The 16,899-nt window shown below is 54.4% G+C and carries 11 protein-coding genes; 7 read left to right on the forward strand and 4 right to left on the reverse strand.

What is annotated here, in order from left to right:
- Positions 1 to 7: 7 nt before the first annotated feature.
- Entirely contained in the window at positions 8 to 2,440 is a 2,433-nt protein-coding gene (locus CSE01S_RS17330) for a DMSO/selenate family reductase complex A subunit (protein ID WP_042291016.1), read from the reverse strand.
- Positions 2,441 to 2,652: 212 nt separating this feature from the next.
- On the opposite strand from CSE01S_RS17330, the gene CSE01S_RS17335 reads away from it, so the two are divergent.
- The 5 genes from CSE01S_RS17335 to fumA all read left to right on the forward strand — a co-directional run bounded on the left by CSE01S_RS17335 (position 2,653) and on the right by fumA (position 9,775).
- A complete protein-coding gene (locus CSE01S_RS17335; RefSeq protein ID WP_042291018.1) occupies positions 2,653 to 3,612 on the forward strand; it encodes a nickel/cobalt transporter in 960 nt (319 codons plus the stop codon).
- Positions 3,613 to 3,732: 120 nt separating this feature from the next.
- Positions 3,733 to 5,364, forward strand: coding sequence for a sensor histidine kinase (locus tag CSE01S_RS17340; RefSeq protein ID WP_042291020.1), 1,632 nt, complete (start codon positions 3,733 to 3,735; stop codon positions 5,362 to 5,364).
- The gene (gene dcuR, locus CSE01S_RS17345) at positions 5,361 to 6,080 is read left to right on the forward strand and encodes a two-component system response regulator DcuR (RefSeq protein ID WP_042291022.1); all 720 of its coding nucleotides are present in this window, start codon (positions 5,361 to 5,363) and stop codon (positions 6,078 to 6,080) included. The genes CSE01S_RS17340 and dcuR overlap by 4 nt, the downstream gene beginning before the upstream one ends.
- Positions 6,081 to 6,712: 632 nt before the next feature.
- A complete protein-coding gene (gene dcuB / locus CSE01S_RS17350; RefSeq protein WP_042291024.1) occupies positions 6,713 to 8,053 on the forward strand; it encodes an anaerobic C4-dicarboxylate transporter DcuB in 1,341 nt (446 codons plus the stop codon).
- Positions 8,054 to 8,128: 75 nt separating this feature from the next.
- Complete coding sequence (gene fumA / locus CSE01S_RS17355) at positions 8,129 to 9,775, forward strand: class I fumarate hydratase FumA (RefSeq protein ID WP_042291025.1); 1,647 nt, start codon at positions 8,129 to 8,131, stop codon at positions 9,773 to 9,775.
- A gap of 145 nt (positions 9,776 to 9,920) precedes the next feature.
- Here fumA and CSE01S_RS17360 read toward each other — a convergent pair whose 3' ends face one another.
- The 3 genes from CSE01S_RS17360 to melA all read right to left on the reverse strand — a co-directional run bounded on the left by CSE01S_RS17360 (position 9,921) and on the right by melA (position 13,054).
- A complete protein-coding gene (locus tag CSE01S_RS17360) occupies positions 9,921 to 10,175 on the reverse strand; it encodes a SemiSWEET transporter (protein ID WP_042291027.1) in 255 nt (84 codons plus the stop codon).
- Positions 10,176 to 10,177: 2 nt separating this feature from the next.
- A complete protein-coding gene (melB, locus tag CSE01S_RS17365; protein ID WP_042291029.1) occupies positions 10,178 to 11,608 on the reverse strand; it encodes a melibiose:sodium transporter MelB in 1,431 nt (476 codons plus the stop codon).
- 90 nt (positions 11,609 to 11,698) lie between these two features.
- Positions 11,699 to 13,054: an alpha-galactosidase gene (gene melA, locus CSE01S_RS17370; RefSeq protein ID WP_084589030.1), complete on the reverse strand. Its 1,356-nt coding sequence runs from the start codon at positions 13,052 to 13,054 to the stop codon at positions 11,699 to 11,701.
- A 269-nt stretch (positions 13,055 to 13,323) separates the two neighbouring features.
- Here melA and melR point away from each other — a divergent pair, with 269 nt between their 5' ends.
- Together melR and adiA are read left to right on the forward strand one after the other, a co-directional pair.
- Positions 13,324 to 14,256 carry a transcriptional regulator MelR gene (gene melR / locus CSE01S_RS17375; RefSeq protein ID WP_042291035.1) on the forward strand — a complete coding sequence of 311 codons (933 nt, stop codon included), beginning with the start codon at positions 13,324 to 13,326 and terminating at the stop codon, positions 14,254 to 14,256.
- A gap of 217 nt (positions 14,257 to 14,473) precedes the next feature.
- Positions 14,474 to 16,741, forward strand: coding sequence for an arginine decarboxylase (adiA, locus tag CSE01S_RS17380; protein ID WP_148365437.1), 2,268 nt, complete (start codon positions 14,474 to 14,476; stop codon positions 16,739 to 16,741).
- Positions 16,742 to 16,899: the final 158 nt, after the last annotated feature.

Here is a 16,899-nt window from a genome sequence, read left to right on the forward strand (position 1 = left end):
TCACTCCTTAAGCGCGTTTGATGTCGACCAGGTTGGTATGCTGTGGATTCCCTTTCGCCAGCGGCGACGGCAAATGGCTGGTCAGAGTGTTGATGCACCCGCCAACGTCCACGCCATTGCTGTCCAGCCGGGTCCACGCGCCCTGCGGCATCGCCACTACGCCCGGCAGAATGCGCTGCGTTACCTTGCAAGGGATCGCCACGGTCCCGCGATCGTTAAACACATGCACCAAGTCGCCGGACTTAAGCTGACGCGCGTTAGCGTCGATCGGGTTGATCCACACTTCGTCCGGAACCGCTTCATGCAGCATCAGCACGTTGGTATAGGTAGAGTGGGTATGGCCTTTGGTATGGAAGCCGCTCAACTGGAGCGGGTATTTTGCCGTCAACGCCTTGTTCAGGTGCGACTCTTTTACCACGCAGAACTCCGGAATCGCCGGAATACGATCGCCTTCCGGTAGTGTCCAGGCTTTCTCCAGATCCGCCAGCGCCTGAGAATAAATCTCAATCTTCCCGGATGGCGTGGTCAGCGGGTTCGCCTCGGCATCGGCGCGGAAGTCGGCAAACGCCAGGCTTTGTTTTTCTGTCGCGACGCGCTGATCGATCACGCCCATCTCTTTCGCCACCGACCACTCCGGCAGATACGGACGCTTTTCGCGGATCTGCTGATAATGCATTTCCGCCCACTGCGCTTGGGTTCGCCCTTCGGTATATTCCTCGCGCAGCCCCAGGTGTCCGGCAATATCGGCGCAGATGTCATAGGTGCTGCGCACTTCCCACATCGGGGTCACCGTTTTTTGGAGGGCGATCATATAGTTGTGCGACCCTGCCGCGTAAGAACTGTCAACCAGATCTTCCGCTTCCAGATAGCTGGTTTCCGGGAGCAGGATATCGGCGTACTTCGCGCTCGGCGTCATATGGTTTTCAATGACGATAATGGTTTCGCACAGCGTTTCGTCAGCGAGAATTTTACGCGTACGGTTGGTTTCACCGTGCTGATTCAGCAAAGTATTACCGGCCTGATTAAAGAACAATTTGATACCGGTTTTTAGCCGCTCGGCGTTTTTCACCCCCATCGTGGTGGCGGTCATTTTCTCCGGACTTTGAATGGCGTCGGTCCACAGATAACAGGGAATGGAGGTTTTTACCGGGTTGGTCAGAATCGGCAACAGCGGTACGCCGTACGGTGTACCGTATGGCCAGTTACCATTATTGGTGCCCGGCAGGCCGAAATGGCCGGTTAACGCGGGCAGCGTCTGGATCGCGCGCACGGTCTGTTCGCCATTGGCGTGACGCTGCGGTCCCCAACCCTGGCAAATGTAGCAGGCGCGCGCCGAGGCGATATCCCGCGCCAGTTGGCGGATGCGCGCCGCCGGAATACCGGTGATATCCGCCGCCCACTCTGGCGTTTTCGCTATCCCGTCATCGCCAGTGCCCAGCACGTAATCTTTATAGCTGGCATTCGGCGCCGCGCCTTCCGGTAGCGTACTGCTGTCGTAGCCGACGCAGTATTTATTGACCTGCGCTTCGTCAATAAGCTGCTCGCTAATCAGCGTATGGGCGATACCGGCCACCAGCGCGGCATCGGTGGTCGGGCGAATCGGCAGCCATTCCGCATGTTCCGTCACCACTGAGTCTGTATAGCGAGGATCGATAATGACTACTCGCGCTTTAGAGGTCTCCAGCGCGCGACGCAGTTCTTCCACCTGCCCGCCGCCGGACATACGCGTTTCAGACAGGTTAAGGCCAAACAGCACCACCAGATCGGAATGGGCTATTTGGGTGAAGTGGCTGCCCACGTAGGTGCCGTGGGTGTAAGGCGTCGCAGTGGCGATTTGCGCGGTGGAGTAGGTGTTGTGATAGTTCAGATAGCCGCCGGTAAGGTTAAGCAGACGCTTCCACGCTGGCGAACCCTGGGTGTGATAGTACGCGCCGGACTGATAGTTATAGTAAATCGCTTCGCGGCCATATTTCTCCGTCACGCGCTTCATTTCCGCAGCGATAAAGGCGGTCGCTTCGTCCCAGGAAATACGTTTGAATTTTCCTTCGCCACATTTACCCACGCGCTTCATCGGATACTTAATGCGATCCGGGCTGTAGACGCGCCAGCGGCTGGAACGGCCGCGCAGACAGGGACGTATCTGGTGCTCGCCAAAGACCGCGTCGTCTTTCGCATCTTCCGGTTCGATACGTACGATACGATCGTCTTTAACGATCACCTTTAGCGGGCAGCGGCTGCCGCAGTTAACGAGGCAAGCGCTATGGCGGACGGTTTCGCCATTTGCGGCGGGTGTCGCATCGGAAGGGGTATCGGCGTGGGCAGAGGTCGAAAAGGGAAGGGTTATCGCGTTACTCAGGGCAACAGCGACCCCCACTTTCGCCGTGCCGGTGACGGCATCTCGTCGGGACAATTTGGCGTTGAGCCACTCTTTTATTTCCATGTTTTATTTCCCACATTGCATCCATAGTTATTATTAATAAGTAATCATTTCTCATCATAAAGGAGTATGCTTGTCAGACGATTGACTATGATCAAGCGAAAAATCCCAGACGAAATAATCTTCCCCTCAGATTCCGCGCGGCTTAGCGAGAAATTTCCCTTTAGCGAATAGCAGCAGTTATACTTTTTACGTATTCATCACCGGGTTTAATTATGTCCCTGTTACAACGCACCCCCTTGCGACGTCTGACGCTGGCCTGGCTCCTGACCCTGACGCTGTTGATCATGGGCTATACCCTGCATCTACACTGGGGGGCGTTTATTCAGTGGTGTCTGGCCGCGCAAATCACGCTGCACCGTTATCTGGTGATGTACCTGCTCCAGTTAAATAATCATCAGTACAGCGGCGGGTTCTGGCTGCTTATCGGCGCGTTTATCTATGGCGTGCTGCATGCGGTGGGCCCGGGGCATGGGAAATTCATCGTCACCACGTATCTGAGCGCCAATAAAGAGAGTTTGCTGGCCGCGCGGGTTGTGCCGTTTATGGGCAGCCTGATGCAGGGGGTGAGCGCGATTCTGTTCGTGTTTATTCTGGCGATAGGCTTTAACTTCGCCTCCGGCGATCTCAGTACCAGCCGCTGGTATGTCGAAAAAATCAGCGCCGTGTTAATCGCCGGTTTTGGCGGATTTCTGATTTATCAGGCATTTCTGTCCCTGCGTCCCGTCACCTTTACACGTTTTACGCGCGTAACGCCCCAGCATCTCCATAATGAGAAGTGCGGATGTGGTCATCACGGAGTGGGACGCGACCTGACGGACAGCAACTGGAAAACCCGTCTGGGCGTAATTCTCGCCATCGGCGCCCGCCCCTGCAGCGGCGCCATCATGATCCTGCTTTTTTCCAATGCCCTCGGCATTATCAGTTGGGGGATCGCCGCGGTCATGACCATGTCCTTTGGCACCGCGCTGTCGATCATGGGATTGTCGCTGGCGGTACGCTATGCGCGTAGTCAGACATTGGCCTGGTTTGGTACAGGCCATCCCGTGGCGAAATGGCTCGCGCCCGCGGTAAAAATCATCGGCGGCGTGCTGCTGATCTTCTTTGCCGCCGTGTTGTTTTTAACGGTGATCCCGATTAGCGCGAACGGTGACTATATCGCCGCCGGTTGTTAACCTGCAGGGCGCAGAAAATATCTGATAGTGACTCCAGACCCTGCGCTTTTTCCCCACCACCTTTGAATTACGCGTCTCAATAGGGATAATAACCCCACGAATTGTGAATCCGGGACCACCATGAGATACCCCCTGCCCTACCGCAAGCTGCGTAAACGGCCGATGAAACTCGGTACGACGGTGATTTTGATGGTCAGCGCCGTCCTGTTTTCCGTGCTGCTGGTGGTACACCTGATTTACTTCTCGCAAATCAGCCACATGACGCGGGAAGCATTGGCTGATAAAGCGCTGGCGGTGGCGCGAACGCTGGCCGATTCTCCGGAAATTCGTCAGGGGTTGATGAAAAAACCCGAGGAGAGCGGGATTCAGGCCATCGCCGAAGCGGTGCGCAAGCGAAACGACATGCTGTTTATCGTCGTGACCGACATGCAAAGCCTGCGCTATTCCCATCCCGAAGCCCAGCGTATAGGGCAGCCGTTTAAGGGCGACGATATTTTGCTGGCGCTGGATGGCAAAGAGAATGTCGCCATCAATCGTGGCTTTCTCGCCAAAGCGCTGCGCGTTTTTACCCCCATTTATGACGAGCAACACCGGCAGATTGGCGTGGTGGCGATAGGCCTTGAACTGAGCCGGGTGACTGAGCAAATCAATGACAGTCGCGGCAGCATTATCTGGTCGATACTCTTTGGCGTGCTGGTTGGCCTGTTGGGGACGTGGGTGCTGGTGAAGGTGCTTAAGCGCATCCTTTTTGGCCTTGAGCCGTATGAAATCTCTACCCTCTTCGAGCAGCGCCAGGCGATGTTGCAATCCATAAAAGAAGGGGTAATTGCCGTAGACGCCAGCGGCGAAGTCACGCTAATCAACGCGGCCGCGCAGGAACTGCTCAGCTACCGCAAATCACAAGATGACGCGCAGTTGTCCACGCTCAGCCATGCCTGGTCGCAGGTGGTGGATTTAACGGAAGTGCTGCGCGACGGCACGCCCCATCGCGACGAGGAAATCAACATTAAAGATCGGCTGCTGCTGATCAACACCGTACCGGTGCGCAGCAACGGGAAAATTATCGGCGCGATCTCCACCTTCAGGGACAAAACCGAGGTCCGCCAGCTTATGCAGCGGCTCGACGGTATGGTTAACTATGCCGACTCACTCCGTGAACGCTCCCACGAATTTATGAATAAATTGCATGTGATTCTGGGTTTGTTACATCTGAAGCGTTATAAGCAACTTGAAGACTATATTATAAAGACTGCGAATAACTATCAGGAAGAAATCGGCTCGCTACTGGGTAAAATAAAATCACCGGTGATCGCCGGATTTTTACTCAGTAAGATTAATCGCACCTCCGATGCGGGGCACAAACTGCTGATTAGCCACGACAGCCAATTGCCGGACAGTGGTAATGAAAATCAGGTTGCGGTATTGATCACCGTGCTCGGAAATTTAATTGAAAACGCGCTCGACGCGTTAGCGGAACAGCCAGGAGGCGAAATCAGCGTCTCCTTATACTATCGCAATGGCTGGCTACATTGTGAGGTCAACGACGACGGTCCGGGCATTACGCCGGAGCGAATTGACTCGATTTTCGAAAAAGGCGTCTCGTCTAAAGGAACTGGACGCGGCGTAGGTTTAGCGCTTGTTAAACAACAGGTTGAAAGTCTTGGCGGCAATATTTTCGTGGAATCCGAACCCGGCGTTTTCACACAATTTTTCGTACAAATACCCTGGGATGGGGAGAGGGCCAGCACATGATCAATGTCTTTATTATCGATGACGATGCGATGGTTGCGGAGTTAAACCGCCGTTATGTCGCACAGATCCCCGGCTTTCAGTGCTGTGGCACCGCCCCGACGCTGGCGAAAGCCAAAGAGGTTATTTTTGACAGTGACACCCACATCGATCTGATTTTGCTGGATATCTACCTGCAAAAAGAGAACGGGCTGGATCTGCTCCCTCTCCTGCATGCCGCCGGATGTAAAAGCGACGTCATCGTCATCTCCTCCGCCGCCGATGCCGCCACCATTAAGGATTCGCTGCACTACGGGGTGGTGGATTATTTGATCAAACCCTTCCAGGCATCGCGCTTTGAAGAAGCGCTGACCGGCTGGCTGCAAAAGAAACGGGACATGGATAAGCACCAGTACTTCGAGCAGTCGGAACTGGACCAGTTGATCCACGGCAGCGCGTCAAACGAGCAGGACACCCGCCGCCTGCCGAAAGGGCTGACGCCGCAAACCCTGCGCACGCTCTGCCAGTGGATAGACGCCCATCAGGATTATGAGTTTTCCACCGACGAACTGGCCAACGCGGTGAATATTTCGCGTGTCTCCTGCCGTAAATACCTTATCTGGCTGGTTAATTGTCATATTCTGTTCACCAGCATCCATTACGGCGTGACCGGCCGTCCGGTATACCGTTACCGTATTCAGGCAGAACATTATTCTTTACTTAAGCAATATTGCCAGTAGAAGATAAATTCACCGTCGGCCATTATTACGTTATCTATTGGTAACAATTATTGCAATAATGAAAAATCGGCAACGTAAAAGTAAAAAGAAGAAAGAGAATACATTGTGCCAGATCAAAATGAATTTGCTGGCCGTATTTCTTTCGAGCCGAAATTATTGCCAGAGGTCACATTGTTTTTAATTTCAAAAACGCTAACAAAAGTTAATAAAGTATTCACTAACCAGTGGAGTGTGTATTTTTAACCACAAAGGAGTAGTCTGGAAATATAACCGGACGAATAAAAAAAGATAAACAGTGGCAATGGAATCGATGCTGCAGCTTAAGGATAAGCGCATTTCGTGAGCAGAGTAGATGTTCATAAATTTCATAACGATACAACAAGAAGCACACGCCTTGCCTCTGCTCTCCTTTTCAAACCTGCCCATCGCCGGGAAGCGCTGCTTCCTGAGTATCATAAAAGCCGATTCGCATCGTCCGCATAAACATGACGAATGCTTATCGAATGTTTAGAAATTAATCACGTTTCAGACGCAACGCATATTCGCCAGGCTCTGCGCCCAATTCACAAAAAACAGAACATGGCTGTGATCGATTTATCAAAATTGATGAGTTTTATCGCGAGGGTAAATAAATGCTATTTAGTATACAACTTCTAATAATATTAATATGTTTGTTTTATGGCGCCAGAAAGGGCGGTATCGCGCTGGGTTTGTTAGGCGGTATTGGCCTGGTCATTCTGGTGTTCGTTTTCCATCTCCAGCCGGGTAAACCGCCTGTCGATGTCATGCTGGTTATCATCGCCGTGGTCGCCGCCTCGGCAACGCTACAGGCTTCCGGCGGCCTGGACGTCATGTTGCAGATTGCTGAAAAGCTGCTGCGCCGCAACCCAAAATATGTCTCTATTGTCGCGCCGTTTGTGACCTGTACGCTAACCATTCTTTGCGGTACCGGTCACGTGGTGTACACCATTTTGCCGATCATCTACGACGTGGCGATCAAGAATAACATCCGCCCGGAACGCCCTATGGCCGCCAGCTCCATCGGCGCGCAGATGGGTATCATCGCCAGTCCGGTATCCGTAGCGGTGGTTTCGCTGGTCGCTATGCTGGGTAACTTCACCTTTAACGGTAAGCACCTGGAGTTCCTCGACCTGCTCTCCATCACCATTCCGTCCACCCTGCTGGGCATTCTGGCGATCGGGATTTTCAGCTGGTTCCGCGGTAAAGATCTGGACAAAGACGAAGATTTCCAGAAGTTCATCTCCGTACCCGAAAACCATCATTATGTGTATGGCGACACTGCCACGCTGCTGGACAAAAAACTGCCGAAAAGCAACTGGCTGGCGATGTGGATCTTCCTGGCGGCTATTGCTGTCGTCGCGCTGTTGGGCGCCTTCTCTGAGCTGCGTCCGGCGTTTAACGGAAAACCGCTGTCAATGGTGCTGGTCATTCAGATGTTCATGCTGCTGACTGGCGCGCTGATTATTATCCTGACGAAAACCAATCCCGCTTCAATCTCTAAAAACGAAGTCTTCCGCTCGGGTATGATCGCCATTGTAGCGGTGTACGGGATCGCGTGGATGGCGGAAACCATGTTCGGCGCGCACATGACCGAAATCGAAAGCGTGCTCGGTGAAATGGTGAAAGAGTATCCGTGGGCCTACGCCATTGTCCTGCTGCTGGTTTCCAAGTTTGTTAACTCGCAGGCGGCGGCGCTGGCAGCTATCGTTCCTCTGGCGCTGGCTATCGGCGTTGACCCGGCGTATATCGTAGCGTCTGCGCCGGCGTGCTACGGTTACTACATTCTGCCGACCTATCCAAGCGATCTGGCGGCGATTCAGTTCGACCGTTCCGGTACGACGCGCATTGGTCGCTTCGTCATTAACCACAGCTTTATTTTGCCAGGTTTGATTGGCGTCAGCGTTTCCTGCGTGTTTGGCTGGATCTTCGCCGCCATGTACGGATTCCTGTAAAGGTTCCCCCGTGCCGCTCCTTTTCGGGCGGCACGGGATTAATAATATTCAGAAAAATCAACAGGCTGGAAGCACATGTCAAACAAAGAATTCTTTTATCAGGCGCCTTTCCCGATGGGGGAAGACAAAACAGAGTACTATCTGCTCACTTCCGACTACGTCAGCGTGAGCGAATTTGAAGGAGAATCTATCCTGAAGGTGGAACCGCAAGCCCTGACGCTGCTGGCGCAACAAGCCTTCCACGACGCCTCTTTCCTGCTCCGCCCTGAACACCAGCAACAAGTCGCCTCCATTCTTCACGACCCCGACGCCAGCGAAAACGATAAATACGTGGCGCTGCAATTCCTGAGAAACTCCGAAATCGCCGCTAAAGGCGTTCTGCCGACCTGCCAGGACACCGGCACCGCGATTATCGTCGGTAAAAAAGGCCAGCGCGTCTGGACCGGCGGCGGTGATGAAGCGGCGCTTTCCAAAGGCGTTTACAACACCTACATCGAAGACAACCTGCGCTATTCCCAGAACGCGGCGCTGGATATGTACAAAGAGGTGAACACCGGCACCAACCTGCCTGCGCAGATCGACCTGTATACCGTCGACGGCGACGAGTACAAATTCCTTTGCGTGGCTAAAGGCGGCGGTTCGGCCAATAAGACCTATCTTTACCAGGAAACCAAAGCGCTACTCACTCCGGGCAAGCTGAAAAATTTCCTTGTTGAGAAAATGCGCACGCTCGGCACTGCGGCCTGCCCGCCGTACCATATCGCTTTCGTCATTGGCGGTACCTCCGCTGAGAGCACGCTGAAAACCGTGAAGCTCGCCAGCACGCATTATTACGACGGTCTGCCGACCGAAGGCAATGAGCACGGCCAGGCGTTCCGCGACACGCAGCTGGAGCAGGAACTGCTGGAAGAAGCGCAAAAACTCGGCCTCGGCGCGCAGTTTGGCGGGAAGTATTTCGCGCATGACATTCGCGTGATCCGCCTGCCGCGTCACGGCGCTTCCTGCCCGGTGGGAATGGGCGTCTCCTGTTCCGCTGACCGTAACATCAAAGCGAAAATCAACCGCGAAGGGATCTGGATTGAGAAACTGGAGCACAATCCGGGCCAGTACATTCCCGATGCCCTGCGCCAGGCGGGTGAAGGCGACGTGGTGAAAGTTGACCTTAACCGCCCAATGAAAGAGATCCTCGCCCAGCTTTCGCAGTACCCGGTCTCCACACGCCTGTCGCTGACCGGCACGATTATCGTGGGACGCGACATTGCCCACGCGAAGCTGAAAGAGCGCATTGAGTCTGGCGAAGGGCTGCCGCAATACATTAAAGATCATCCGATCTACTACGCGGGTCCGGCGAAAACCCCAACGGGCTACCCGTCCGGTTCATTAGGCCCAACCACCGCAGGCCGTATGGACTCCTATGTCGATCTGCTGCAGTCACACGGCGGTAGCATGATCATGCTGGCGAAAGGCAACCGCAGCCAGCAGGTGACGGACGCGTGCCATAAACACGGCGGCTTCTATCTGGGCAGCATCGGCGGCCCGGCGGCAGTGCTGGCGCAGCAGAGCATCAAACATCTGGAGTGCGTTGAATATCCGGAACTGGGTATGGAAGCAATCTGGAAGATCGACGTGGAAGACTTCCCGGCGTTTATCCTGGTAGATGACAAAGGCAACGATTTCTTCCAGCAGATCGTCAGCAAACAGTGCGCTAACTGCGCGAAGTAATCACAGCACCACGCCGGATGGCGGCTGCGTCTTATCCCTCCTGGACTCCCCTCCCCAGGCTGGATAAGCGCAGCGTCATCCGGCTTTCACTTTCCCATGCCGGCTGCGACAACGCATCCGGCAACATTACGTGCAGAACTCCCCATTATCCCCGGCGAAACGTCATAACCAGAATCGGCAGCGCGAATACCAGCGTCAGGAGATTCGCCATGCTGACGGCCATGTCGTCTATTAACAATCCGTAAATCAGCCACATCACTAACCCACAGACAAACATCACGTACATTACGCCAGAAATGCCCTGCGTGTTGCGGGTAGCGATCACTTTTATCGACTGGGGTAAAAAAGAGAGCGTCGTCAGGCTTGCCGCCAGATAACCCACCCACGAAATCCATTCCATGATTACGCCTTCGCTTCGCCTGTCACGCTAACCGGAATTGCCGGTAGCTCGGGCTGCTCAACGGTGGTCGGCGTCCGCCGATATTTATCCAGCAGATGGATCTGGATCTTGCGCAGCATATCGCCGTTCAGATGATAAAAACGGAAGTAGAGAATCAGCGTCAGGACGAAAAACAGGGTTGGCAGCGCGATCATAATAAACTGCATTCCTTGTAGCGTTTCGGCAGACTGCGCGACGTTTGGCGCGTAGCCAATCAGCCCTAACACAATAGCGATAAAGAACGACGCGAACGCGGAGCCGCCTTTTACCACCATGGTCTGTACCGAATAGGCAATGCTTTCGCAGCGAACGTGCAGCTTGTACTCGCCGTAGTCCACAGTATCCGCCACCATGATGACCTGTAGCACCCAAAAAAGCGCGGTGCCGATATTCATCAATACCCCAGCGAATACAATCAGCGCGGCATTATGGTATCCCGCCAGCGCCATTACCAGCAGCGCCGCGCAGCTCAGCACCGGTAAAACGGAAGCGCTTGCCCACAAAATTCGCCGTGACAGCAGTTTCACCAGTCGCGGGAAAAAGACCAACGTCAACAGGTTGGCGGCTCCGGCATAGGACATGTAATACGGAAACAGATCGGCATCGCCAATCACATAAGTGAAGTAGTAAATCGCAAAACCGTTGATGATGTTGGAGGCCACGTTATAAGCCAGCGCCATCCCCAGCAGGCAGGAGAGCTGATCGTTTTTATAAATCAGCGCGACGATGGCTTTTAAGGTCAGACGGCTGCCGTCGGCGTTCGCCGAGCTGTCGGAAGAATAAACCTCGTGTACGTTGCGCAGCGTAACGATCGTTGAAGCAATAAAAAACACAATCAGCACCAGCGTGAACATTTGAAAGCCAAATCCACGATCGGCGCCCCCCACATAATTGACAAACGGCAGCGTCACCCCGGCGGTGACAAACCCGGCGAGGCTGGCGAAAAAACGAGGGAATGGCACCAGTTGTTCGCGTTCGCGCTTGTCCAGAGTGATGGTTGGCACCAGCGACCAGAAGGGAATATCCATAATGGTATAGGTCATGCCCCACAGGATGTAGGTCACGCAAACAAACACTATCTGCGTTGTGCCTTCGAACAGGTGGGCGCTAAAAACCAGAAACAGCACCAGCGAGTTCGCCAGCGTGCCAATGAGGATCCACGGCTTAAACTTCCCCCAGCGCGTACGGGTGGCGTTGACGATCCACCCCATAATCGGGTCGTTGACCGCATCCCAGATTCGGGCGACCAAAAACAGCGTACCGATAAGCCCTACCGACAGTCCGACCACATCGGTGTAGTAATACATGAGGTACATGTAGACTATGCCAATCGCGAAATCCTTACCAAACGCCCCGAATCCATAACTGAGTTTTGTTGTCATTGATATGCTCATAGGGTACCGGGTCGCTGTTGCCAGCGCCCGCCTTCTGTAATGGGAAACGTCAGAGATAAAATGCCGGGGGCTTCCCCGGCGTCATGAACATTAACGATGTAGCCAGGCCGGTAACCAGTCGCCGTGTGCGGCGATCAGGTCATCCACCAGCGCATAGATTTCCTCAATGCCCAACACGGCGGCGGTATGCGGATCCATCATCGCCGCGTGGTAAACGCGATCGCGGTTTTCCGTCAGTATCGCTTCAGTAAGCAGTGTCTGAACGTTGATATTGGTCTGCATCATCGCCGCCAGATGCGACGGGAGCATTCCGGCCTTCGTCGGCTGGATACCGTTGGCATCGACCAGACAGGCCACTTCGACACAACACCCCTGCGGCAGATTGTCGATAAGCCCGTCATTGCGTACGTTGCCGTAAATCACGCTCGGTTCGCCGGTCCACAGGGCGTTCATGATTGTGCTGGCATATTCACGCGACGGCTTAATCTCAATGCGATCCGCCGTTTTGTACTCCTCCAGCTCTTTATGCCAGTTCGCCAACTGCTCGACGCAGCGTTTCGGGTATTCATCCAGCGGCACGCTGTACCGCGCGATCAGATCTTCACGCCCTGGCTTGATAAACCACGGGGTGTATTCGGCAAAATGCTCCGAGGATTCCGTTACGAAGTAGCCCAACTTTTTGAACATTTCGTAGCGCACGATGTTCTGACAGCGCGTATTACCGTGAATGTTTGGCTTCGGCGCCTGTCCTGCGTCATACGCCGCCAGCAATTCCGGATAAAGATTGACGTAGCGCCCCTCGGCGGTCTTTCGCTCCAGTTCCAGGTAAAACGCCATATGGTTAATGCCCGCGCAGCGATAGCGCAGCGAGGCCGGGTCGATATCCAGATCGCGCGCCAGCTCTTCCGCCGTACCCTGCACCGAATGACACAGCCCCACCTGCTTAATGTGCGGATAGCGAGCGTACATCGCCCAGGTATTCATCGCCATCGGGTTAACGTAGTTCAGCATGGTAGCGTCCGGGCATACCTCGGTCATATCCTCACAAATCCGCCAGAGATGCGGAATGGTACGCAGCGCCCGCATGATGCCGCCGGGGCCGAGTGTATCCGCGATCGTCTGCTCCAGCCCGTGGCGTTTACAGACTTCAAAATCGGTGACGGTACAGGGTTCATAACCGCCAATCTGGAACGCCACCACCACAAAGTCGGCATCCTGAAGCGCCGTTTTTTGATCGGTATGGCAGGTGATTTTTCCGGTTGCGCCCGCGGAATCCATCAGCTTGCGCACCACAATGTGGGACTCCTCAAGCCGTGTCGGATCGATATCCATCAGCGCGATATGGGCCGACTTCAGTGCCTGGCGATGAAAGACGTCGCCGAGGATATTTTTCACGAAAATCGTCGAACCGGCGCCGATAAAGGTAATTTTTGGTGCAGACATCATGACTCTCCAGATCGGTGTTGTACTGCACACATCGTGGCATGCGATCCGCGGGAAAACCTCCGTCTTCTCCAATGAGCATTCCCGAAAACTCAGATCGCCCGCCGCCGGGCATCAGATCTGAGCTTTTGGGAGTAAATAGCCAGTAAAGCAGAGTATCCGGCCTGTTTCGCCGACTATTATTGTTGTTAGCGGACCGACTTGTGCGCCTGTTCGCGGTATCTTTGCGCAGCCGCAGGCATGATTCTGATGATTCAGGAAAGGGAGAAAGTATGAGTACCCAACCGATAGCGTTTCTTCCGCCCGATCCGCATATGTGCAATGGCGATGAAAAGCAAACCCGTAGCCCGCTGTCGCTCTATTCTGAATACCAGCGAATGGACATTGAGCTACGGCGGCCTCACGCTATGGCAGCCAGTCACTGGCACGGTCAGGTGGAAGTCAACGTGCCGTTCGACGGCGACGTGGAGTATTTAATTAACAACGAAGTGGTGCGGATAGAACAAGGCCATATTACCCTGTTCTGGGCCTGTACGCCCCATCAGCTTACCCGTCCCGGTGAATGCAAACAGATGGCGATTTTTAGTTTACCCATGCACCTGTTTCTTTCCTGGCCGCTGGACCGCGAACTGATCAACCACGTCACCCACGGAATGGTGGTGAAATCGCTGGTCAGCCAGCAGCTCAGCACATTCGAAGTGGTGCGTTGGCAACAGGAGGCCAACAGCCCTAATGAACAGATTCGCCAGTTGGCGATCGATGAAATCGGTCTGATGCTAAAGCGCTTCTGCCTTTCCGGCTGGCAGCCCGTCCTGCTTAATAAAACCTCGCGCACGCATGAAAATAGCGTCTCTCGCCATGCGCAGTTTTACGTCAGCCAGATGCTCAGCTTTATTGCCGATAACTACGATCAGGCGTTGACCATCAACGACGTGGCGGATCACGTGAAGCTCAACGCTAATTACGCGATGGGGATATTCCAGCGCGTCATGCAACTCACCCTGAAGCAATATATTACGGCGATGCGCATCAATCACGTGCGCGCGTTATTAAGTGACACCGACAAAACGATCCTTGACGTCGCGCTGACCGCCGGGTTCCGCTCAAGCAGCCGTTTTTACAGCACCTTCAATAAATACGTCGGCATGTCGCCGCAGCAGTATCGCAAACTGAGCCAACAGCGCCGCCAGACAGCAACCGGGTGAGGGGGCGCAAAAGGCCGCCCGGTAATATCACTATCAGCCCCAAAAATAATCGACCTGTCGATAAAAACGCGCCAATTAACAGGATATTTCCCACATAACCCATTGATTAGTAATTTATTTATCGTAAAAACCCTGCCCTTGACGCCCTCTTTACTCTCTGTTTTGCCGGGACAATACTTGCCCGCGTCACACATTCCTTCACTACCGGGTAAAGATGATGAAAGTATTAATTGTTGAAAGTGAATTTCTGCATCAGGACACCTGGGTGGGCAGCGCCGTGGAACGTCTGGCTGACGCCTTAAGTCGGCAAAATGTTACCGTCATTAAGTCCACGTCTTTCGACGACGGCTACGCCATCCTTTCTGCCAACGAAGCCATTGATTGCCTGATGTTCAGCTATCAGATGGAACACGCGGATGAACATCTCAACGTCAGGCAACTGATCGGTAAGCTTCATGAGCGCCAGCAAAACGTGCCCGTCTTTCTGTTGGGCGACAGAGAGAAAGCCACCGCATCGCTGGACCGCGACCTGCTGGAGCTTGTCGATGAGTTCGCCTGGATCCTTGAAGATACCGCCGACTTTATTGCCGGGCGCGCCGTGGCGGCGATGACCCGCTATCATCAGCAACTGTTGCCGCCGCTGTTCAGCGCGCTGATGAAGTACAGCGACATTCATGAATACTCGTGGGCCGCCCCGGGCCACCAGGGCGGCGTGGGCTTTACCAAAACGCCTGCCGGTCGTTTCTATCATGACTTCTACGGCGAAAACCTGTTCCGCAGCGATATGGGCATTGAGCGTACCACGCTCGGTTCGCTGCTCGACCACACTGGCGCATTTGGCGAAAGCGAAAAATATGCCGCCCGCGTCTTTGGCGCAGACCGGTCATGGTCAGTGGTGGTCGGGACGTCCGGCTCCAATCGCACAATCATGCAGGCCTGTATGACCGACAATGATGTGGTGGTGATTGACCGTAACTGCCATAAATCCATCGAACAGGGGCTGATCCTGACCGGGGCGAAGCCGGTTTATATGGTGCCAAGCCGCAACCGCTATGGCATTATCGGGCCAATTTATCCGCAGGAGATGCAGCCGGAAACGTTGCGGAAAAAAATCGACGCCAGTCCTCTGACCCGCGAAAAAACCGGGCGACAGCCCACCTACAGCGTAGTGACCAACTGTACCTATGACGGCGTTTGCTATAACGCGAAAGCGGCGCAGGATCTGCTGGCGCAAACCACCGACCGCATCCATTTCGACGAAGCCTGGTACGGCTATGCCCGCTTTAACCCAATTTACGCCGATCATTTCGCCATGCGCGGCGAGCCGGGCGATCACCGCGGTCCTACCGTTTTCGCCACCCACTCCACTCACAAACTGCTGAACGCGCTTTCGCAGGCGTCGTATATTCATGTGCGTGAAGGGCGCGGCGCGGTGAATTTCTCCCGCTTTAACCAGGCGTACATGATGCATGCCACCACCTCGCCGCTGTACGCTATTTGCGCATCCAACGACGTGGCGGTTTCAATGATGGATGGCAACAGCGGCCTGTCGCTGACGCAGGAAGTGATCGATGAAGCGATAGATTTCCGTCAGGCGATGGCACGCCTGTACAAAGAGTACCGTGCCGACGGCGACTGGTTCTTCAAACCGTGGAATAAAGAGCAGGTTACCGATCCGCAAAGCGGAGAAACGTATGATTTTGCTGACGCGCCGGCGTCTTTACTGGCCACCGACCAGAACTGCTGGATAATGCGTCCGGGTGAAAGCTGGCATGGATTTACGGATTTACCGGATAACTGGAGCATGCTCGACCCGATCAAAGTCAGTATTCTCGCACCGGGTATGGGTGACGATGGCGAACTGGAAGAGACTGGGGTGCCTGCCGCGCTGGTTACCGCATGGCTGGGACGTCACGGCATCGTGCCGACCCGCACCACCGACTTCCAGATTATGTTTCTGTTCTCGATGGGGATCACCCGCGGGAAATGGGGCACGCTAATCAACACGCTGTGCTCGTTTAAACAGCATTATGACGCCAACACACCGCTGGCGCAGGTAATGCCGGAACAGGTGGAAGCGCATCCTGACGCTTATGCGAATATCGGGCTGCACGATCTGGGCGATCGGATGTTCGCCTGGCTGAAAGAGAATAACCCTGGTGCGCGCCTGAACGCGGCCTATTCCAGCCTGCCTGTTGCAGAAATGACGCCGCGTGACGCCTATAACGCCATTGTTAATGATGCAGTCGAAAGGGTGGCAATTGAGAATTTACCGGGGCGTATTGCCGCTAACTCGGTTATCCCTTACCCGCCAGGCATTCCCATGCTGCTTTCCGGGGAAAACTTTGGCGATGACAACAGTCCGCAGGTGGGGTATCTGCGCGCGCTACAGTCGTGGGATCGTCACTTCCCGGGCTTTGAACATGAAACGGAGGGGACGGAAATTATTGACGGTGTGTATCACGTCATGTGCGTGAAAGCCTGACGTCTGTTCCGACGACTGCGTCATGGCCCGGCCAGCGTGACGCAGCCAGATTTTGGCCAGAGGATGTGACAGCCTTTTCCTGAGTATTGTTGCAACATGAGCATTGTCATACCTTTTTGCGCGGGTCCCCCCCGCGCTTTTTTTATCTCTCATTCCGG

The sequence above is a fragment of the Citrobacter sedlakii NBRC 105722 genome (assembly GCF_000759835.1).
Classification (GTDB): Bacteria; Pseudomonadota; Gammaproteobacteria; order Enterobacterales; family Enterobacteriaceae; genus Citrobacter_A; species Citrobacter_A sedlakii.